This window comes from Streptomyces sp. NPDC085481 (assembly GCF_044541845.1).
Lineage (GTDB): Bacteria > Actinomycetota > Actinomycetes > Streptomycetales > Streptomycetaceae > Streptomyces.
Map to the genome: position 1 here is coordinate 267742 of NZ_JBITTJ010000008.1, position 18931 is coordinate 286672.

The window sequence follows — 18931 nt, forward strand, 5'->3', positions numbered from 1 at the left end:
CGGCCTGGACAACGACATCCGCAACCCCGAGATCGTCACCTCTTCTGAGACTGAGGGAATCCGGCCGCTTCCCGACCTTCGCCAAGGTGGTCGGAGCCTTCGACGACGGCTCTGACCTGCATCTCGACGTGCTGTTCGCATTCGGCCTCAAGGCCGTCCTCGACGGCCTGCCTTCCATCGTCGAAGGCCGGGAAGCTGTGTAGCCGGACGGGCTTCTCAATCCAGGCAGAATTCGTTGCCCTCAGGGTCGGCCATCACGATGATCCCCTCGTCCATGTCATTGGGCTCGAGCCGGTACAGCCGCTTCGCTCCCAGCTGCTCCAGCCTGGTCGCTTCCTCCTCCAGCGTGGCCATCCGCTCCTCCCCGGACTGGCCGGGCGCCGCACGCACGTCCAGGTGCAAGCGGTTCTTCACCGTCTTGCCCTCGGGGACCTTCTGGAAGAACACCCGCGGCCCGTTGCCCTCCGGATCCGTGATGGCCGACCGGTCGTTGTGGTGCTCAGGCGGCACGCCCCACGCCGTCAGCGCAGCCGTCCAGTCGGCGAAGCCCTCGGGCGGCGGAGCGATGCGGTAACCCAGCACCTGAGCCCAGAACGCGGCCTGCGCGCCCGGGTCGGCGCAGTCGTAAGTCACCTGGAATTCCTTGGCCATCTGCCGCCTCCTACTGCTCGAAACCTGTCCAGGTCTCCGTCCCGGTCACCTGCCGGAACACTCGCCATCCTCGCACTGCCCTCTGACAAGCCGCTCAGTCGAGCTGTTCGGCGAGTCCGACGATGATGCCCTCGGGACCGCGGACGTAGCAGAGCCGATAGCTGTCCTCGTACCGTGCCAGCTCGCCGACGAGTTCGGCGCCGTGGGTGCGCAGGCGGGCAACGGCGTCCTCGATGTCGTCGACGGCGAACATGACGCGGCGGATGCCCAGCGTGTTCGCCGGCGCGTTCTTCGGCTCGGGGCGGATCGCGTTCGGCGTGTGGAACCTCGCCAGCTCGATTCGGCCGTGGCCGTCCGGGGTCCGCAGCATGGCGACGTCCTGGCGGACGTCGTCGAGCCCGATGACGCGCTCCACCCAACGTCCTTCGATCGGCATCCTGCCCTCCAGCTCCATGCCGAGTTCGACGAAGAACGCAATAGCCGCGTCGAGGTCGTCGACAACGATGAGGACGTTGTCCATCCGCTGGATCGTCATGCTCGGTCTCCCTTGGTGTGGTGCTGCCACGATGGTCGTCTCCGGACCTGAGACGAAGCCGCCGGGCCGTTCTCGACCAACTGGCTCGTCGCCGCGATCCGGCCATGTCTCATAATGGACCTTTGCGCTGGGGTTGCTTGGTGACGCTTGTTCACCAAGGCCCTGGGCAGGGCGCTGCCTGCGCTCAAAGCCGGGGTAGGGGGGAGACTGCCGTGGGATGGACGCGTACATCCGCTGCCGACGTGGCGGAGGCTTTCCCGTTCGACTGGTTCTGCGAGACCGTGTCGAACGAGGTGATGCCCGTGTCGCTCAACACGAAGCACGTGAGCGACTTCAGCGCAGACATCACCGATGTGGAGTTGGGGCCGCTCCGAGTGTCCGCGTACACGTTCTCGCCGGTGCTGGCGCGGCGCACCGCCGCTCATATCCGGCGGGGCGATCCAGAGCACTACCACCTGACCTGGGTCAGGAGGGGCTCCTTCCAGGTCGCCCAGCTCGGCCGCGAGGCGCTCGTCAATCGAGCCATGGTGCTGGCGGACACCTCACGCCCCACGGAGACCAGAGGCATCTGCGACGACGGACGGATAACTGCGGTCGTACTCCAGATACCCCGAACTGCCCTGGCTCTGCGCTCCGGCAGGGTGGACGGTCTCCTCGCGCAGCGCATCCCCGCCGCATCGGGAACGGCGGCGATCCTGACCGGATTCCTCGGCACGCTCCTCGACCACGCCCCGCTGTGCGGGGAGCAGGAGTTGGCCGCGATGGGGTCCGTCACGCTGGACCTGGTCACTGCCTGCCTGGCCCAACAACTCGGTGCGCTCGAGGAGGCGCCGGCGGATGCCCGCGCCCAGGTGATGATGCAGCGGATCACCCGCTTCATCGAGAACAACCTCGGCGACCCGGACCTGACCCCCCAGACGATCGCCGACCGACACGGCATCTCCCTTCGCACCCTCTACGCCCTCTTCCGCGACCGGCCCTTGAGCGTCGCCGCGTTCATCCGCCGGCAGAGGCTGGAGCGCTGCCGCGCCGACCTGGCGTGTCCTCGACTGAGCAGTCAGCCCGTTCAGGCCATCGCTGCCCGCTGGGGCTTCGCCAGCTCCACCGTCTTCAGTCGCGTCTTCCGCGAGGCGTACGGCGTCACTCCCAGCGAACACCGCGCGAGCGCCCTGCGTCCCAGCGACGCGTGAACTGTTGAGGATTCCTGCACGCCACGTACAGTCTCGCGCTCCACGCGCGCCTAGATTCACCAGTGCGGGCGACGGAAGCGTGCCCGCGCACGGGCGACATCGCCCCAGGTTCGGGGGAGCCGGTCGGCGGCGGCGGATTGGCGGCATGGCGTTCACCTCCATGTCATTGCAACAGACACGGTGAGGGAGTGTTGCATTAATCGTCAACCCGTCGCAACGATTTACCTCCATCTACCTGCGCATACGCAAGATTTACGCAACGAGCGAGTTGCCAATACATCGAACGCAACGTAGCTTTTCCCTCATCGGAAAGCGACGGGACGGCAGAGCGCCCGCTGCAGCAGAAGGAGAAGCACGATGCAGAAGTTCGACACCCCCGCCACCGTCTCCACCGTCCTCGACATCCCGGCGGGTCGTATCCGGCTCTTCGCCGCGGACCGGGCTGACACCACGGTCGAGGTCTTGCCCGCGGACGCCTCCAAGGGCAGCGACGTGAAGGCCGCGGAGGAGGTCGCGGTGGACTACCGCGACGGCGTCCTGCGGATTACGGCCCCGGCGGCGCAGCACCGGCTCCTCGGCAACTCCGGGTCCGTCGAGGTGACCATCCAGTTGCCTGCCGGCTCCCGTGTCGAGGCCACGGCGGCCGGCGCCGACTTCCGCGGCATCGGACGGCTCGGCGACGTCGCCTTCGAGGGCGCGCAGGGCACGGTCGAGCTCGACGAGACCGCGAGCGTCCGCCTCACCCTCCAGGCCGGTGACGTGTCGGTCGGCCGGCTGGACGGCGCCGCGGAGATCAGCACCCAGAAGGGCGACATCCGGATCACGGAGGCCGTACGCGGCTCGCTCGTGCTGCACACCGAGGCCGGTGACATCTCCGTCGGCGCCGCCCACGGTGTCTCCGCCTCCCTCGAGGCCCGCACCAGTTACGGCCGCATCCACAACGCACTGACGAACGCCGCCGGCACCGCCGCCGGCCTGGCCATCCAGGCGACCACCGCCTACGGCGACATCACCGCCCGCAGTCTCTGAAGGCCGTCAAGGAGCGTCCGGGGCGACGGCGGTGACGCCATCGCCCGCTGCCCCTGCCCCTTCCTGCTCCCGCCTGACGCGGCTTGCCCCCGCCGGGCCCCGGCGCGGCCCCGGGCGGGCCGGGGCCCGCCTCACTCGCCTCACCCCGCGACTCGCCTCACCCCGCGCCTCGCCCCGCGACTCGCCCCGCCCCGCCCCACCCATCTGACTCGGCCTGCGAGTTGGCCGAAGCCCGCTTGACCCGCACATGCCCTCATCACTCCCGCGTGATGCGACACCATGGCATGATCATTTCCAAGATCGACATTGAGGATGGACGACGACAATGAGCACCACCGAGGACTACGAGGCCGCGGAGCAACTCCTGCGCCGTCCCGCCTGCCCTGGCGAGCTCGTGACCGGAGACAAGGTCAGGCCGCAGTGGATCGACGGGGGCACCCGCTTCTGGTACGCGGTGAGCAATGGTGCCGGCAGGCGGTTCGTGCTGGCCGATCCGGCGGCGGGCACCCGCGAGCCGGCCTTCGACCACGCCCGGCTCGCCACCGCGCTGGCCGCCGCCTCCGGCCAGCAGGTCGACTCCGAAGCCCTGCCCTTCACGGCGATCGAACTGGCCGGCGACGCCGTGGAGTTCTTCGCCCTCGGCGAGTACTGGCGCTGCGGGCTGGCCGACTACACGTGTGAGCGAGCCGAGTTCACCCCGCCGGGCAACCCGCTGGAGGTGCCGTCCCCCGACGGGAAGTTCGCGGTGTCCCGGCGGGGGCACGACCTCTGGGCCCGGTCGTTGTCCGACGGCCGGGAGTGGGCGCTGACCACGGACGGAGAGCCCGACCACGGGTACGGCTACGGCCCGGACTCCACGAGCAACGCCACCCTGCTGCGCAAGATCGGCCTGCCGCACATGCCGCCCGCGGTGGCCTGGTCGCCCGATTCGACGAAGGTGCTCGCACACCGGACCGATCAGCGCGCCGTCCGCCAGACCCACCTCGTCGAGGCCAGGCCCGTCGACGGCAGCGCGCCCCTCGTGCACACCCAGCGCTACGCCTACTCCGGCGACGAGCACGTGCCGCAGGCCGAGCTCGTCGTCCTGGACGTCGCCGAGGGCACGTTGGTCCGCGCGCAGACCGACCCGCTCCTCATGCCGCAGCTGTCGCCGATCGCGACCAAGTGGGCCTGGTGGGCCCCGGACGGCTCGGCCGTGTACTACCTCGACCGGCCCCGCGACCTGCGCACCCTCACTCTTCACCGCCTGGATCCGGCCACCGGAGAGGTCACCGCCGTGCTGAGCGAGACCGGGGCCACCCGCGTCGAGCCCAACCAGTGGCTGTACGAGCCGCCGATCGTGCGGGTGCTGGGCGGCGAGGTGCTGTGGTACTCGCAGCGCGACGGTTGGGGTCACCTCTACCGCTACGACCTGGCGACCGGCGCGCTGCTCGGCCAGGTCACCTGCGGGCAGTGGGCGGTGCGGCAGATCCTGCGCGTCGACGAGACCGAGCGGCTGGTGTACTTCACCGCCTCCGGCCTGGTCGACGAGGACCCGTACCGACGCACGGTGTGCCGGGTCGGCCTGGACGGCTCCGGCTTCACCAAGGTCACGGACGACGACCTGGACCACGTCGTCACCATGGCGGAAGGCACCGAGTACTTCATCGACTCCGCCTCGACGGTCGACACCCCGCCGGTGACGACGGTCCGGGACTGGACCGGTCGGACGCTGGTCGAGCTGGAGCGCGCCGACATCACGAAGCTCACCGCCACCGGCTGGACGGCGCCGGAGCGCTTCTGCGTCAAGGCGGCCGACGGCGTGACGGACATCTACGGCGTGCTGTACCTGCCGCGTGGCTTCGACCCCGCCCACAGCTACCCGGTGGTGGACAACCTCTACCCCGGCCCGCAGGTCAACCGCGTAGCCCCGAGCTTCGACCCCGGCGGCATGGGCATGGACGCGGAACCCCTCGCGGCGCTGGGCTTCGTGGTGGTGGCGCTGGACGGGCGAGGCACCCCGGGCCGCAGCAAGGCCTTCCACGACGCCTCCTACGGCCACCTGGCCGACGCGGGCTCCCTGGCCGACCACGTCACGGCGCTGCTGCAACTGGCCGAGACCCGACCGTGGATGGACCTGGACCGGGTGGGCGCGTTCGGCCACTCCGGCGGCGGCTTCGCCGCAGCGCGGGCGATGCTGGACTTCCCCGAGGTCTACAAGGCCGGTGTCGCCCTCTCCGGCTCACACGATGCCCGCCACTTCAACCCGGGCTTCGTGGAGACCTACGACGGCGCGGACAACCCCGAGGCGTGGGCCCGTACCTCCAACGTCGAACTCGCCGACCGCCTTGAGGGCAAGCTGCTGCTCATCCACGGCGAAATGGACGACCAGGTACACCCGGACCACACGCTGCGGCTCGCCGACCGACTCGTGGCCGCCGACAAGGACTTCGAGCTGCTCATCGTGCCCGGGGCCGAGCACACGCTCCTCGACTGCCTGGCCTACGTCCGCAAGCGCTCCTGGGACTTCCTGGTACGCGAACTGACGGGCACGCAGCCCCCCGCCTACCGACCCGCCCCCATCGCCATCGGCCCCGAGGCGCTCGCCGAGCTGTTCGCCTGATCCCGGCACCACCCCACGCGACGACAGTCCGGCCGCGGCTTAGGCCCCGTACGTCGAGGCCCGCTCCCAGAAACACGGGGGCGGGCTTCCCCGCCTGCGTCCGCCGGCGCGGCGCGGGTCTCCGGGGTCGGGGCGCCGGCCGACCAGGGTCTCAGTCCGTCGGCGCGGACGGGGCGCAGGCGTCGACGATGGCCTGAGTGTCCCAGTAGAACGGACGGACCTCGGTGATCCGCCCGCCCTTGACCGTGATCGTCTGCAGGATGGGGAAGTCGAGTTCACGGCCGGTCGCACGAGCGCGAGCACGGACCTGAGTCAGCACGACCGCCGTCTCACCGGTGGCAAGAAATTCCTGCTCCACCATGTCGAACGTCTCCCAGACCTGTCCCATCGTCAGGAAGAACCGCGTCAATCCCTCGTGCCCTCGCCACGTGCCTCCATAGGGCAGAGCAGCCGCTTGATGCAGCTCGACATCGGACGCGAAGAACGGGGCGAGCAGCTCGAACGAAGCCTCGCCGGGGCCTCCGGCCGCCAGGTACTCGGCCTCGGCCGCGTACATGCCGGTGAGGACCGTCTCGGAGTCAGGAGTGGATGACATCGTCATGGCTCCAGGATGATCAGCCACGGCCCAGCCTGCTGGCGGGAATCAGACATCGTTGTCCGACGCGGTCAGCACCTCGCAACACGCTTCAGGGCCCGTCCGGCGGAACTGGCCGGACGGGCCCTGGTCCTTGGTGAGGGCTTGAGGGCTTGGAGGCCCTTACGGCTCAGCGTTTGAGCGTGAAGGTGAAGTCGCCGGAGAGCCTGCCGCTCAGCCGGACTGCCGAAACGAGCTTGCCCTCCGCGACCAGTCTCTCGACCTCGGCCCGCGAAAGACCGCAACCTTCAGCGATCAGGCGCACCGGCCGGACAGGGATCGGCGCCGCGAAGCGGACCGAGACGTCCAGGACCTCGCGGTCCAGGTGATCCGACCCGCCGGTGTCGAGGCGCCAGGCGTCGTCCCAGTCGAGGGCGACGCGATTTCGGCGCCGTACGACCGGATCCTGGAGCAGCTCAGCTGCCAGGCCGGGGTCGTTGTCATGCAGCCGGTCCAGCAGCTCAGGCCGTACGGAGCGCACGTTCACCCGCTCCAGGACCGTGAGCTTTGCCGTCTCCCCGCAGGCGGTACAGAGCACGAGGAGCCAGGCATCGATGAGCTTGTGGTTGGCGTTGACACGAAATTTGCCGTTGGCCCGGAAGCGCTTGGACGCGCACGCGTGGCAGTCACGGAGAACGAGCGGCAGGCAGGTGGGCATGACCACCCAGCTATTGAGCACAGAAGTACACCGGTTTCAGTGAGAAGTCCGCAGCAAAAAGGAGCGCGGCGCACATGCGCGACGCGCGACACATCAGCTCTCGGGAGGTCTCACAGCGTGTACAACGGCACGTCCTTGCCTAGACGACTTGGTCCACCAACACGGTAATGGCGCACACCGGCCCCCTGCCACCGGTTTTCGAGCGCCTCGCCGTCGGGTTCCGTACAGCGGATCACGGACGAAGCCACAGCCGGATCGAGACAGAGGAGACCGCGCCGTGGAAGACACAAGACAGGGGGCCGGCAACGGCCACGGCGGTCAAGGACAGGCCGCAGCGGTCACGGTGGTCAGCGGGGCCATCGTCGGGCTGAAGGCGCTGCTTCCACAGGAGCCCGACCGCAGCATACGCATCGACAAGCCGGCGGCCACCGGCGTCGTTCCCCGGTGCCTCAGCATCGCGGGCAGCGGGAAGCCTGCCCAGGGACACCAACTCTGGATTGCCGTACGCATCGAGGGTTCGTACTACCTGGTGGCGCAGGCCCGGCAGAACAGCGCCGAGGGGCGGGGGCAGTGGAGCGCCGACGCGGTGACCGTAGGCCCTGAAGAAGGTGTGAGCCGAACGTACCTGCTCGCCGTCCTGGAGGTGGCTCAGGCGACCGACACGGCGCTTCGGCAGCTCTCGGTGGACGGGCAGCGCGACAGCCTGTGGAGGCTCGCGCTGCCGGCGCTTCCAGACGGAATGAAGGTCGTCGCGGAGCGGCAAGTGGAACGCGATGCCAGCCACAGGGACTCCTGCCCCTCTTGAGGGCCCCCGGCGACCGCAGCGCTGATCCCTCGAGCGGGCGCCTGAACCACGCGCGCCGGCCTGCAAGTTTCTCAACTGGCTGCGGCCCACGAGCTCAGCGAGATGAGGCGCGGGTATTCCCACGCCTCAACCGCAGCTCCTTGGCCGCCCCCTGAGCCTTACGGATCTGGCGTACCTCGAAGTCCATCGCACCCGTTGAGCCGAGGTGTTGCGACGACCACGAGAGTTCAAGCGGGGACGGGGCGGGGCTTCGGGGCGTCAGACCATCAGCAACAGCCGCGTGTTCGCGACAAGCTTGCGATTCACGCTGGTGCTCTGGACGAAGATGGTGAAGTCGTCGTTATGGTCCGGCTTGATGCGGACCTCTTCGTCGGGCAGGCCGAGCAGGGCTCGGGCCTCGGGACCCGTGTACACCCGGTCCGTCTTCTTCTCCAACACCGCGATTTGCTTGCGTGCCTGGATTTTCTCCGACTTGCTCAGTTGGTAGAACGCGCCACCGGTCCGGTAGGTGTGTCCGGATTCGACGACCCAGTCGCGGATCGCCGCGGCGCGTGCCACCGGGATCAGCTGGTATTCGGCGGGATTCACGGGGGTGAGACCGGCTGCCTTGATGGTGTCCTTGTTGACCGCGTCCGCACCCGTGGAGAAGACGGATCGCGATCCCCGGATGCCCTGGGTGCGGCCCACCATGAACTTCTCAGTGGCCTCACGGATGACCTGTCCGGCCTCCTCCAGACCGTGGGTGCTGGTGGCGTCCCAGATGGCGATGTTGTCCTTCGGGAAACCGCTCTGCATGGCCTCCCGCTTGCCCATCTGGTCCGGTACGAGGACGGCCAGCGTCCAGTTGTCCTCCTGCGTCTCGATCATCCGGGCCACGGCCGCGACCAGTTCACGCGGATCCCTGGCAGGGGCGTCAGGGCAGCGATGACTTGCGTTCTCCTGACCATCGGTCAGCACGAAGGTCAAGAAGCTGTGGTCGCCATAGAGCTGAGCCGTCTGCGCCAGCTCCCGCTGCGACTTCAAAGCGGCTGCCAGCAGCGCCGTCATTCCGCCGGCCCGGTACAACTGCTTCAGGGACGGCATTCGCAGCACGTCCTTGTCGTAGATGACGCACTCCACCGTGTCGGCGAAGACGTACACAGTGACGCGGGTCTCCTGGTCCAATTCCCCCGACCGACGGGCAAGATAGGCAATCTGCTGGTCGGCGACTTCGACGACCTTGCGGCTCAGGTGCGACATGGACGAACTCGCATCCAGCACAAGGGCAACGTGATTGATGTAGTTCTGGCTTCCGGACAAGGCAGTTCCCCCTCTTTCCGACGTGATGCTCCTACCGTCTCACCCACCACTGACAATCGAACGTGGCTTCGAGACCGGATGAAGACCCCACCCCATCGGACGCACAGCCGCGACACGACCGAGACCGGGCCGGCCCTTGGCCGGGGCGCTCGGACATGAGTTCAGCTTGGAGGGTGCGGGAAACACGCGACGTCCCGGTCGGCATGTGACCGGGACGTCAGGGCTTTGGGGTCTTAGTGGCGGTGGTAGGCGTCGCTGGCCGTGGGCGGTGCGGTGTGCATGGCCACGACATTGAAGGAAGCACGGTCCTGTCCTGCCTGCAGTCGTGCCTGCTCCTCGACACGGAGTCCCTCAGTCGTCTCCGTCTGCCTCCCGTTGCGGCGTAGGAGCGTGACGATCAGCAGCAGAGCCAGGCCGCCCAGAACACCGAAAAGCACTACGAATGCCATTGTTACCTCCCCGTATTGGCGTGATCCAAGTATGGGGGCCATCACGGGCACTGGCTATGGCTTGCCCAGCCGATCATGTGACTACTTCGCACCCAGGGCGTTGGGAGGGGCATGAGACGGGGAGTTCTTACGGATGGCGAGCGGGCATGGCTGCGGCCTTTCCTGCCGGCCGGCAAAGGGCGGCAGGCTCCGCCCGAAGGGCTCGGCCCGCGGGAATCTCCGCAGCGAGAAAGTGTCCGCTGGGGCGGCCGCCACCTTGCAGTCATTGCGGTTGCCGGCCGCCACCGCGACCGGACAGGGCCGGCCGACCCCCACGACGAGGCGGCTGTCGGCGTCGATGACGACCTGGTGGTTGATGCTCCACGGCCCTGGCCTCTGTCGACCGCGTCCGCACCCTCGCGTCGCAGAACGGTCACCAGCTTCCCGAACTGCCGCGGGCTCAGCCCGGTGAACGGGGTTATCCAGGACCGTTCCGACGCCGTGATCACACCAGCCACGGCGAGATCGTCCCACCTTGATCACCTGCGGGATCGCACCAGCTGTGGCGGGATCTACTCGATAGTCCTGACGGATCTGGCGTGAGAGCCTCACGCCTGTGGCTACTGAAACCGAGGTGGGAGAGCTGTTGCACCAGCGCGGCTGGCGGACGGCGTTCACAGTCGCTGAAAGGGTGAACGCGTGGGCCGTCCTGGTGAGCTCCATCGAACACGGCTGTCGAGACGACATCCACGAGTACACCAACGACCTGTACTGCCGAAACTGGCTCCACGACGCGTGGCTCCTGCTGGACGAACACATCGTCCAGCTCTGGACCCCACAGATCAAAGACCTGGACGACCGGTACAAGGCCGCGACCGTTGACGACGACGGTCAAGCACTCGACCAGTTCCACAAGTTGCCCGGCCCCGACCTGTGGTGGTGGCGGCGATACCCCCGCATCCTCACCGGGGATCTCGGGCATTCCCTTCGCTCGGCTGGCGCCATCGGCACCGACCCGGAGACAGTATGACCCTCGGCCTCCTGGGATTACGGGACGGCCCTTAGCCGTACGCTGCGAAGCGACTGCTCTGCTCGAAGCCGTCAACGATTGGCTGTCAGGGGGTAGTGACGGGTGCATGGCTCTACGGGTGTCCACGGGACCCACGAAAGAGCCTCACGCCAACCAGGCCACCCGCAGCCCAAGCCTGGAGGCTCTTCCCGGCGTCGGCCTGGTCATGCGTTGACAACACAACGGCGACTTCGCCCGCCGTTGCCCCCGCTGAGACACCGGCACCGATCCAGGACCCGGATCCTGCTTCTCGGAGCGTTTCGGGTCGCCGATAGCCTGCGTCATCATGAGGCGCATTTGGACCCTGCCGATGCTGTTGGTGTTGTGTGGAGCGGTCGTCGCGGCTGGCCTGATCTTGAGGGGGAGTCCCGGCGAAGCCGCGGTGCTCCTGCTGGTGTTTGTGCTGCTTGCAGGCATGAACTCGCCCCTGATCTTCCCGCGGTCGATCGGTGCTCAGGAGGCACAGCGCCGCAGCGCGGCCGACGGCCGGCCGGTCGTCTTCTGGCGGCCCGGCTGCACGTACTGCATGCGACTGCGCATCCGGCTGGGCCGCAGCGCCTGCCAGGCGCACTGGGTCAACATCTGGAGTGACCCGGCAGGAGCCGCAGCAGTGAGAGCGGCCAACGACGAGACCGTGCCGACTGTCGTCGTCGCGGGCAGGCCACACACCAACCCCGATCCCGGATGGGTGCGCGAACAGCTGTCCCCTCCCGCGTGATTCAGAAGCCGTGTCCTAACAGCGAGACGCTTGCAGGCCCGAACGGATCATGGTCGAAGGACAAGCCCAAGGCACCGCACCCCGTCCCTGTGGCTCGCACCGGGCCGGCAGGGCTCAGGTCCCGGCAGTCTCCTCGATCCGCACCCCGGTTGGGTGCTCGTCGACCCGAAGCCACAAACCGGGCTGCGCGCGCGGCAGCCCGGAGTGGGCCTGCTCGTCTGACGGCCACCGATGGTTCCGGGGTCAATACCTACCGACTGCCGCCACGATCGCGGCGGTTGTGCATCGGTCGGCCGCCGTCATCGAGGAGGGCCGGAACCTGTCCTCGATGACGGCATCCTGGCCGATACTGCTCACCGCAAGCTGCCCGCCGGACAGTCAGGTCCTACTTCAGGTGCCGGCCGAAGAACCGGTTCCCGTCGTCCACCTCGAACCACGGGGTGCCGGTGTGCCCGCCCAGATTGGCGTGCAGCGTCTTCTCCTTGCTGCCGAAGGCGTCGAACAGGTCCAGGGCCCGTTGCCGCGGGTTCCCCTCGTCGTCCCACTGGAGCAGGAACAGCAGCGGAATGGTGACCTGCCGGGCCTCCTCGCGCTGGGCGCGGGGCACGTACCCGCCGGCGAAGAAGCCGGCGGCCGCGATCCGCGGCTCGACCGCCGCAAGGTGGATACCGAGGGCGGTCCACCCCGAGTACCCGACCGGGCCGCCGATCTCGGGCAGCTCAAGGAGGGCGTCCAGCGTGGTCCGCCATTCCGGGACCGCGTTCTCGACGAGCGGGCGGATGAAGGACTCGAAGATCTCGTCGACCGGCTCGCCGGCCTGCATCGCCCGCCGCAGCTCGGCACGGGCCTGCTCATCGGCTGCGGAACGGGGCCGGTCGCCGCACCCGGCGGCGTCGATGGTGGCCACCGCGTAGCCGCGCGCCGCGGTGTACCGGGCCCGGGCCACCAGCCTGGCTGCCGACCTGGGCAGGCCGTTGTTGTGGGCCATCAGGACCAGCGGAACCGGTGCGGCGGATTCGGGCGTCCACAGGGTGCCGGGGATCTCGCCGAGGGTGAATTCGCACTCGAGGACGCCGTCGTCGAGCCGCCGTTCGGAAGTGACATGCATGGTCGTGCCTTTCGGGAGTGCTCTTGAACGGCGCTCCCGGACGACCTATCGCCCGACCGTGACCCCGGAGGGGAGCACCCATGTCGTTACTGTGTTCACGGGTACCACCTCCTCGTTCTCTCGCACGGCCTCCGGAAAGGTAGCAGTGGCCGCCGCGGTCCGCCAACGGGTTTTCGCGGAGGCTCCGTGGCTGGTGGCCGTCTCCCTCCAGAGGCCCTGAACCCCCCGGACCGCGGCGGCACGTAGCCCTGCCCGTAGCTGCGCAGACGAGATCGGAGTGCGCGAAGCACCGACTCGCTGCGAGGGCCGGCAGAAGCGTCCCGCTCAGTCGTCCTGTTCGGGCAGCAGCAGTTCTCGCACGCAGTCGCGCAGCCACGCATGGGCCGGGTCCGCGTCGTGTCGAGGATGCCAGGCCAGGCCGATGGGCAGGGGAGGCAGGTCGAGGGGGATGCCGAAGGTGACCAGGCCGACGGATTCGGCCAGTGAGCGGCTGCGCGCGCCGATCAGGCCGACGAGGTCGGTGTCGCGGAGGATGAAGAGTGACGCCGGGTACGTTCCGACGCTGGCGACGACGCGTCGTCGCAGGCCGTGCTCGGCGAGCGCGGTGTCGATGGGGCCGTGCAGCCGGCCGCGGCGCGAGACGATCAGATGGTCCGCGTCCACGGCGAACCTCCGCCGCGTGAGCCGTCCCCTCAGGAGCGGGTGCCCCGGCCGGACGACCGCGAGCAGATGGTCGTCCAGGAGGTGTTCGGTGTGCACTTCGGGGTGGACGGTATCGATGACGCCGATCTCGAGGTCGGCGACCCCGTCCCGCAGCACCGGCGCGTCGACGTGGCTCTCGTTCAGGAACCGCAGCCGCACCTGCGGGGCCTCGCGGGCCGCGCGCGCCAACAGCGCGGGACCGTGCGAGGCGGCGAGGGCGTCATGGCCGAGCACGGTCAAGGTGCGCTCGACCGTACGGAGATCGGTGGGCCCGGCGGCCGCGAACAGCGCCTTGGCCCGCTCCACGACGGCGCTGACCTCTGCCCGTACCGACAGGGCGTACGGCGTCGGCACCATCGCCCGTCCGGCGCGCACCAGGACCGGGTCGCCGAGCGCCTTGCGGATCCGGCCCAGGGTGCGGCTCGTGGCCGGCTCGGACAGGTGCAGCCGTCGGGCCGCCTTCTGCACGCTCTGTTCCTCGAGCAGGACGTCAAGGGCGAGCAGCAGGTTCAGATCGAGGCCGATGGGGCCGCCGGATTGCGTCATGCGCACTCATCTCTTGCACAACTTGCACTGGTAGTCATCCTGAGGCCGAGCCTACGGTGAGCGTGCATCCCTCAAACGACGCTCCCCGGAGGAGCCATGTCCTCGCCTGCCCTCTCGCCGTCCCTGCCGCGGAAGGCCCCACCCGACTCGCTCAAGCGCTCGACGCTGCTGGCGCTGTGTGCCTGCGTCCTCGTCGCGCAGAGCATGGTCGCCGCCATCAACCTCCTGATCCCCCAACTGGCCGCCGCCTCCCTCCACCCGTCCTCGACCGAACTGTTGTGGACGGTGGACGCGTACGTCCTCGTCTTCGCCGGTCTGCTGATCCCCGCCGGGGCGCTCGGCGACCGTCGGGGCCGCAAGGGCGTGCTGCTCGCCGGACTCGCACTGTTCGCCGCCGGAGCGGCGCTGAGCGCACTGGCTGCTTCACCGGCGCTGCTGATCGCCGGCCGCGGGGTGTCAGGCGCCGGAGCCGCCTGCATCATGCCCGCGACCATGTCGATCCTCGTGCAGCTCGCCGGACCCGAACACCGGGCCCGGGCCCTGGCCTCCTGGACCCTCGCCGTCGGTCTGGGCGGACTCGCCGGCAACGTGGTCGGCGGCGCGGTCGGCCAGTTCCTCTCCTGGCGTGCGCTGTTCTGGCTCATGGTCCCGCTGGCCGCGCTGCTCGCCTGGACCGTCGCGTTCACCACCCCGCGTACCGAGCGCTCCCCGCACGGTCGTCCCGACCCCCGCGGCACACTCCTGCTCGTCGCGGCCCTGGTCGCCGTCCTCGCCGGGATCATCGAGGGCCCGGCATACGGTTGGAGCTCGCCCCGCATCACCGTGTTCTTCGCGGTGGGCGCGGCGCTGGCAGGCCTGTTCACCTGGTACGCGCTCCGCTCGCCGGCCGCGCTGTTCGACCCGCGGGTGTTCCGCTCCCGTGGACTGCGCGCAGCCGTCCTCGGCACGGCCACCGGCTTCTTCGGCCTCTTCTCGCTCTTCTACGCCAACTCGCAGTACCTCCAGTACGTCAAGGGATACGCCCCCGCCATCACCGGTCTCGCCATCGTGCCGCTCACGATCGGCATGGCCCTCTTCCCCAAGGTCGCGACCCGCTGGCAGGCCCGATCCGGCCCCCGGCCGGCCGTCGTCACCGGGCTCTTCCTGATCGGCGCCGGGCTCCTGGGAGCCTCCACCGCCGACGCGGCCACGCCGTACGCGGCGTACGCCTGCTGGCTGCTGGTGATCTCGGCGGGAACCGGCCTGTGCATGCCGGTCCTGACCGTCGGCGTCGTGGCGGCCCTCCCCACCCACCAGGCCGGCCTCGGCTCCGGCCTCGGCACCTCGGCGCGCGAGATCGGGGCGGCCCTCGGGGTGGCCGTCACCGGAACCGTGCTCGCCGCGCACGACGCCGACGCGCACACGGCGTCCTTCGCCAACGCGATGAGCCCGGCACTGCGCACGGTAGGGGCGGTCGTCCTGATCGCGACCGCTCTGGTCACCCTCGGCTACCGGACCGGGCCCGACCGGCGACCCGAACCAGAGCGCCGCCCCACCCCCTGAGACCGGCCTCCACGGACCCCGGCCTCCGTGATCGTGTCGGGGCTTCGGGGCTTCGGGGCTCGGGGGCTCCGGGGCTGGGGGCGTGCGGGGGAGCGCGGCTCGGGCTTCACGCGAGCGTCCCTCCGGGCCAGGCAGCGGCGGTGCCGTGCCGCCCCCGGCCCAATCCGCCCACGAGGGCATCGACTTCACGGGTCCGGCCCATGAAGGGCGGGCCTGAGACCCGGCACCGTGCGGAGCGTGGCAGACCGGCGGCCGAGAGCCGGGACTGCGGCCGGAGTTCACCACTCACGGGTGGCGATCAGTTCCTCCGCGTCCGCGTCCGTGAAACCGTAGGCCGAGGCGACGAACCAGAAGTCCTCGGCGATCTCCTCGCGCGCGAACGTCTCGATCTCGCTGCCCGCCGCCTCGAACTCCGCCTCCAGGAGGTTGAACTCCTCCGTCGCCGCCTGGGTGACCACGTACAAGGCAGCAAGGTCCGACGGCTGCTCCGCCTCCACGCGTTCGCACAGCCGGAGCAGGATCGCCCTGCCCTTGTCGACGACGGGATCAGGGAAGTACGGGTCCGCGTACAGCCGCTTCAGAAAGGCGTGTTCCGCCACATGCGGGTTGGTGATCGGCATGGCGCCTCCGTCCCTCGGAATCCGACCCACCGATCATGCACGCCACCACTGACAGTCGTAGCCCGAGGACGGCGCGGTCCCTGCCCGTGCAGGTCTCCACCGACGGGCGCGCCGGCCCCGGCACCTGAAGCCACGCCAGGTCCGGGACGAACACCGCCGGTCTCCTTCGCGGGATTGCCTCGCGGGTCGTCCACCGGGGTTTCATTGGGCCGACAAATGACGGTTGTGAGGCGTGGTTGACGTGTGACGAGCCGGACGGCGAACCTCGGGGGGACGGGCCGGTACCGCGGACCGTCGCAGGCTCGTTCGCTCGGCGATGGAGGTCCAGATGCCCGGATCCACCGCTCAGTCGCGGCTTGTCCGCACCCTTCTCTCGATGGTCATGCTTGCATCATCCCTTCTGCTCGGGGTGGTGGCGGCCGCAGGCACGGCGCACGCGGACGGCTGCTACACCTGGTCCCGTACCCTCTCCCAAGGCGCGTCCGGCGCCGATGTGACGGCGCTGCAGATCCGCGTGGCCGGCTATCCCGGCTACGGCGGCGTGCTGGACATCGACGGCGCATACGGCCCTGGCACCGCCGCGGCGGTCACGCGCTTCCAGAGCGCCTACGGACTTGCCGCCGACGGCGTCGCGGGCCCCGCGACCTTCAACAAGATCTACGCACTGCAAGACGACGACTGCACGCCGGTCCACTTCTCCTACGCCGAACTCAACGACTGCAACACCACCTGGGCGGGCGGGGCCGTGAGCGCGGCAACAGCCAAGGCCAACGCGCTGCGCTCCATGTGGAAGCTGGAAGCCCTCCGCCACGCCCTGGGGGACCAGCCCATCCAGGTCACCAGCGGGTTCCGCAGCCAGGCCTGCAACGACGCCGTCGGCGGAGCCGCGTCGAGCCGTCACCTGTACGGCGACGCGGCCGACCTCGGCGCGGGGCCGCACTCCCTGTGCTCCCTCGCCCAGCAGGCGCGCAACCACGGCTTCAACGGCATCCTCGGCCCCGGTTACCCCGGTCACAGCGACCACACCCACGTCGACCACCGCAGCAGCCGATTCTGGTCGGCCTCCGGCTGCGGCATCTGAGCCGCCGCGACGCCTGAGGCAGTCGGCGGTATGCCCGAGCGACGACGACTCATGCCGCCGGCCGCCCCACACGCGGCTCGTCGTGGGAACCGCGCCGGATGGTCCGGAATCGCGTCATGGCAGGGTTCGGGCACGTCCTCGCAGGCTACGATCGGGCTGCTTCCATGCCCTACACGGAGCGGGGGACAGCGTGTCGTTGGATGAGAGGTACGCCCTGAGCATCGGGTGCCGGATGAGCGTGACGGGCGGGCTCGGCGGGACCACGGTGAAGTGGAGTGTGGCCGCCTTGTCGGCGCCCGAGATGCGCAGGCCGGAGCGCGGCGACGAGGTCGTGACGTTCGCGTGCCCGCGCTGCGCGAAACTGTTCTCTGTCAGGGTCGAGAGCGAAGCCAAGGCGCGCCTCAAGCACCGGATCTACCTGGTACTCGGATGGGCGCTCCTGCTCTCTCTGTTGGTCACCGTACCCATGCTCTTCCACCTGGGAGGGCAGACCCGAGAAGAGTCGGACCAGTCGACGAACCCCGTCGGCATCCTCTTCGCGCTCAGTGCCGTGGGCTTCGTCGCCGGCCTGACGTTCCGGTCGGTCGGCGCTCGGTACGAAGGCGTCAAGAAGTTCCGCCTCGTCCGGCAGGACGGCACGAGAACCGCGTGGGTGCAGGGGCACCGCATGTTCTGAATACGTGTGCGACGGCGCGGACTCGCGGGCTGCTCGAACGGACCGGGATCGTGAACCAGACGGGCCGGGGCCGTCCATCGAGTGGGTTGCCCCGCTTGCGGCGCTGAGGTCAGCGTCCGTGGGGGGTGACGGCAGCGCGTTCGGCGTCGTCGATGAGCCAGCCGAGCATGTCGGGGGTGGCGTCGAAGTGGCCGGCGTGTCCGGCGTCGGCCTGTGTCCTCAGCGTGGCGGCCGGGATGCGCGAGGCCAGCCACGCACCGTGCGCCGGTGGAACAAGGGTGCCCAGATCGCCGTGCCAGATCCGGACAGGGAGGCTGATGGCCGCCGGGTCGAACCCCCACTCGGTACCGAAGAGCGCCATGACGTCGTCCACCCAGCCGTCCAGCCCCGGCCGGACCGCCTCGGCGAAAGCCGCGCCCAGCATGGCGCTGACGTCGGGCCGGGAAAGAACCGCCTGTTCGACGTCCGGCAGCGGGGGCAGACCCGCCGTTCCGACAGTCGCGAGGTGTTCCACGACGGCACGCCGCCCCGTCAACGCCACAGCGGCACTGCGGCAGTTGCCTTCGTTCATGCCGGCGGTCCAGTCCAGCCCCGCCGCGTCACGCGGTGCCAGGCTCGCCAGCACGCCCACCCGCGTGACGCGACCGGGATGCAACGCGGCGAACGCCAAGGCGTGCGGGCCGCCCCCGGACACCCCGAACACCGCGAAGCGGTTCAGGCCGAGCGCGTCGGCGATGGCGGCCACATCAGCAGCGGCATCGACGACCCGACGCCCCTCCCTGGGCGTGGAGTACCCGAATCCGGGCCGGTCGTAGGTGATCAGCCGGACGCCGAGGCGGCGGAACAGGGACTCGTCGGGGTAGCGTGCCAGCCGGCTCATGGGGCTGCCGTGCAGGTAGACGACGGGTATCCCGGTGGGCACTCCCCACTCTTCCACCGCCAGTATCCGGCCGTTGTCTGTGATCACTTCACGCATGGTGGCCAAGCTAGCCTCGCCGTCGGTCGACGACCAAGGCGTTTCATTCACGGCAGAACGTC

Annotated in this window: 18 protein-coding genes and 1 pseudogene; 9 read left to right on the forward strand and 10 right to left on the reverse strand. The window is 69.4% G+C overall.

Features of this window, described 5'->3' with window-relative positions; all coding sequences use genetic code 11:
* Window positions 1–216 precede the first annotated feature (216 nt).
* Window positions 217–651, reverse strand: coding sequence for a VOC family protein (locus ACIGEZ_RS19515; RefSeq protein WP_399832627.1), 435 nt, complete (start codon window positions 649–651; stop codon window positions 217–219).
* Between the two features lie 94 nt (window positions 652–745).
* The gene (locus ACIGEZ_RS19520; RefSeq protein ID WP_399832629.1) at window positions 746–1186 is read right to left on the reverse strand and encodes a VOC family protein; all 441 of its coding nucleotides are present in this window, start codon (window positions 1184–1186) and stop codon (window positions 746–748) included.
* Window positions 1187–1428: 242 nt separating this feature from the next.
* On the opposite strand from ACIGEZ_RS19520, the gene ACIGEZ_RS19525 reads away from it, so the two are divergent.
* The 3 genes from ACIGEZ_RS19525 (at window position 1429) to ACIGEZ_RS19535 (ending at window position 6007) form a co-directional block, all read left to right on the forward strand.
* On the forward strand, window positions 1429–2376 hold the full coding sequence (locus tag ACIGEZ_RS19525; protein WP_399832631.1) for a helix-turn-helix domain-containing protein: 948 nt from the start codon (window positions 1429–1431) through the stop codon (window positions 2374–2376).
* 357 nt (window positions 2377–2733) lie between these two features.
* Window positions 2734–3405, forward strand: coding sequence for a DUF4097 family beta strand repeat-containing protein (locus ACIGEZ_RS19530; protein ID WP_399832633.1), 672 nt, complete (start codon window positions 2734–2736; stop codon window positions 3403–3405).
* Window positions 3406–3730: 325 nt separating this feature from the next.
* Window positions 3731–6007 carry a DPP IV N-terminal domain-containing protein gene (locus ACIGEZ_RS19535; protein WP_399832635.1) on the forward strand — a complete coding sequence of 759 codons (2277 nt, stop codon included), beginning with the start codon at window positions 3731–3733 and terminating at the stop codon, window positions 6005–6007.
* A gap of 151 nt (window positions 6008–6158) precedes the next feature.
* Here the strand turns inward: ACIGEZ_RS19535 and ACIGEZ_RS19540 are convergent, their stop codons facing one another.
* Window positions 6159–6608, reverse strand: coding sequence for a nuclear transport factor 2 family protein (locus ACIGEZ_RS19540; RefSeq protein ID WP_399832739.1), 450 nt, complete (start codon window positions 6606–6608; stop codon window positions 6159–6161).
* A gap of 163 nt (window positions 6609–6771) precedes the next feature.
* Window positions 6772–7299 (reverse strand): DUF1062 domain-containing protein, encoded by a 528-nt coding sequence (locus ACIGEZ_RS19545; protein ID WP_399832741.1) that lies wholly within the window; start codon window positions 7297–7299, stop codon window positions 6772–6774.
* Between the two features lie 277 nt (window positions 7300–7576).
* Between ACIGEZ_RS19545 and ACIGEZ_RS19550 the strand changes: the two genes are divergently transcribed.
* Window positions 7577–8104 (forward strand): hypothetical protein, encoded by a 528-nt coding sequence (locus tag ACIGEZ_RS19550; RefSeq protein ID WP_399832637.1) that lies wholly within the window; start codon window positions 7577–7579, stop codon window positions 8102–8104.
* A 258-nt stretch (window positions 8105–8362) separates the two neighbouring features.
* Here ACIGEZ_RS19550 and ACIGEZ_RS19555 read toward each other — a convergent pair whose 3' ends face one another.
* Both ACIGEZ_RS19555 and ACIGEZ_RS19560 read right to left on the reverse strand, forming a co-directional pair.
* Window positions 8363–9403 carry a vWA domain-containing protein gene (locus ACIGEZ_RS19555; protein WP_399832639.1) on the reverse strand — a complete coding sequence of 347 codons (1041 nt, stop codon included), beginning with the start codon at window positions 9401–9403 and terminating at the stop codon, window positions 8363–8365.
* Between the two features lie 704 nt (window positions 9404–10107).
* Window positions 10108–10349 (reverse strand): annotated as a pseudogene (locus ACIGEZ_RS19560) (hypothetical protein); the annotation flags it as partial.
* Between the two features lie 98 nt (window positions 10350–10447).
* On the opposite strand from ACIGEZ_RS19560, the gene ACIGEZ_RS19565 reads away from it, so the two are divergent.
* Both ACIGEZ_RS19565 and ACIGEZ_RS19570 read left to right on the forward strand, forming a co-directional pair.
* Entirely contained in the window at window positions 10448–10861 is a 414-nt protein-coding gene (locus ACIGEZ_RS19565; RefSeq protein ID WP_399832641.1) for a hypothetical protein, read from the forward strand.
* A 325-nt stretch (window positions 10862–11186) separates the two neighbouring features.
* Window positions 11187–11618: a glutaredoxin domain-containing protein gene (locus ACIGEZ_RS19570; RefSeq protein WP_399832643.1), complete on the forward strand. Its 432-nt coding sequence runs from the start codon at window positions 11187–11189 to the stop codon at window positions 11616–11618.
* Between the two features lie 385 nt (window positions 11619–12003).
* Here the strand turns inward: ACIGEZ_RS19570 and ACIGEZ_RS19575 are convergent, their stop codons facing one another.
* Window positions 12004–12726: a dienelactone hydrolase family protein gene (locus ACIGEZ_RS19575; RefSeq protein WP_399832645.1), complete on the reverse strand. Its 723-nt coding sequence runs from the start codon at window positions 12724–12726 to the stop codon at window positions 12004–12006.
* 324 nt (window positions 12727–13050) lie between these two features.
* Complete coding sequence (locus ACIGEZ_RS19580; RefSeq protein WP_399832647.1) at window positions 13051–13980, reverse strand: LysR family transcriptional regulator; 930 nt, start codon at window positions 13978–13980, stop codon at window positions 13051–13053.
* 90 nt (window positions 13981–14070) lie between these two features.
* Between ACIGEZ_RS19580 and ACIGEZ_RS19585 the strand changes: the two genes are divergently transcribed.
* On the forward strand, window positions 14071–15516 hold the full coding sequence (locus tag ACIGEZ_RS19585; RefSeq protein WP_399832649.1) for an MFS transporter: 1446 nt from the start codon (window positions 14071–14073) through the stop codon (window positions 15514–15516).
* A 278-nt stretch (window positions 15517–15794) separates the two neighbouring features.
* On the opposite strand, the gene ACIGEZ_RS19590 is transcribed toward ACIGEZ_RS19585, so the two are convergent.
* Complete coding sequence (locus ACIGEZ_RS19590; protein WP_399832651.1) at window positions 15795–16136, reverse strand: DUF5713 family protein; 342 nt, start codon at window positions 16134–16136, stop codon at window positions 15795–15797.
* Window positions 16137–16518: 382 nt separating this feature from the next.
* On the opposite strand from ACIGEZ_RS19590, the gene ACIGEZ_RS19595 reads away from it, so the two are divergent.
* Both ACIGEZ_RS19595 and ACIGEZ_RS19600 read left to right on the forward strand, forming a co-directional pair.
* Complete coding sequence (locus ACIGEZ_RS19595; RefSeq protein WP_399832653.1) at window positions 16519–17217, forward strand: D-Ala-D-Ala carboxypeptidase family metallohydrolase; 699 nt, start codon at window positions 16519–16521, stop codon at window positions 17215–17217.
* A 232-nt stretch (window positions 17218–17449) separates the two neighbouring features.
* Window positions 17450–17893 (forward strand): hypothetical protein, encoded by a 444-nt coding sequence (locus ACIGEZ_RS19600; protein WP_399832655.1) that lies wholly within the window; start codon window positions 17450–17452, stop codon window positions 17891–17893.
* A gap of 109 nt (window positions 17894–18002) precedes the next feature.
* On the opposite strand, the gene ACIGEZ_RS19605 is transcribed toward ACIGEZ_RS19600, so the two are convergent.
* Window positions 18003–18869, reverse strand: a complete 867-nt coding sequence (locus tag ACIGEZ_RS19605; RefSeq protein ID WP_399832657.1) for an alpha/beta fold hydrolase — start codon at window positions 18867–18869, stop codon at window positions 18003–18005.
* Between the last annotated feature and the right edge of the window lie 62 nt (window positions 18870–18931).

Excerpts from the sequence above, each read along its gene's own strand:
- ACIGEZ_RS19545 (WP_399832741.1), bottom strand. The coding sequence starts at position 7,299 with ATGCCCACCTGCCTGCCGCTCGTTCTCCGTGACTGCCACGCGTGCGCG.
- ACIGEZ_RS19605 (WP_399832657.1), bottom strand. The coding sequence starts at position 18,869 with ATGCGTGAAGTGATCACAGACAACGGCCGGATACTGGCGGTGGAAGAG.
- ACIGEZ_RS19575 (WP_399832645.1), bottom strand. The coding sequence starts at position 12,726 with ATGCATGTCACTTCCGAACGGCGGCTCGACGACGGCGTCCTCGAGTGC.
- ACIGEZ_RS19570 (WP_399832643.1), top strand. The coding sequence starts at position 11,187 with ATGAGGCGCATTTGGACCCTGCCGATGCTGTTGGTGTTGTGTGGAGCG.
- ACIGEZ_RS19600 (WP_399832655.1), top strand. The coding sequence starts at position 17,450 with ATGAGCGTGACGGGCGGGCTCGGCGGGACCACGGTGAAGTGGAGTGTG.
- ACIGEZ_RS19530 (WP_399832633.1), top strand. The coding sequence starts at position 2,734 with ATGCAGAAGTTCGACACCCCCGCCACCGTCTCCACCGTCCTCGACATC.
- ACIGEZ_RS19590 (WP_399832651.1), bottom strand. The coding sequence starts at position 16,136 with ATGCCGATCACCAACCCGCATGTGGCGGAACACGCCTTTCTGAAGCGG.
- ACIGEZ_RS19535 (WP_399832635.1), top strand. The coding sequence starts at position 3,731 with ATGAGCACCACCGAGGACTACGAGGCCGCGGAGCAACTCCTGCGCCGT.
- ACIGEZ_RS19515 (WP_399832627.1), bottom strand. The coding sequence starts at position 651 with ATGGCCAAGGAATTCCAGGTGACTTACGACTGCGCCGACCCGGGCGCG.
- ACIGEZ_RS19520 (WP_399832629.1), bottom strand. The coding sequence starts at position 1,186 with ATGACGATCCAGCGGATGGACAACGTCCTCATCGTTGTCGACGACCTC.
- ACIGEZ_RS19595 (WP_399832653.1), top strand. The coding sequence starts at position 16,519 with ATGCTTGCATCATCCCTTCTGCTCGGGGTGGTGGCGGCCGCAGGCACG.
- ACIGEZ_RS19540 (WP_399832739.1), bottom strand. The coding sequence starts at position 6,608 with ATGACGATGTCATCCACTCCTGACTCCGAGACGGTCCTCACCGGCATG.
- ACIGEZ_RS19585 (WP_399832649.1), top strand. The coding sequence starts at position 14,071 with ATGTCCTCGCCTGCCCTCTCGCCGTCCCTGCCGCGGAAGGCCCCACCC.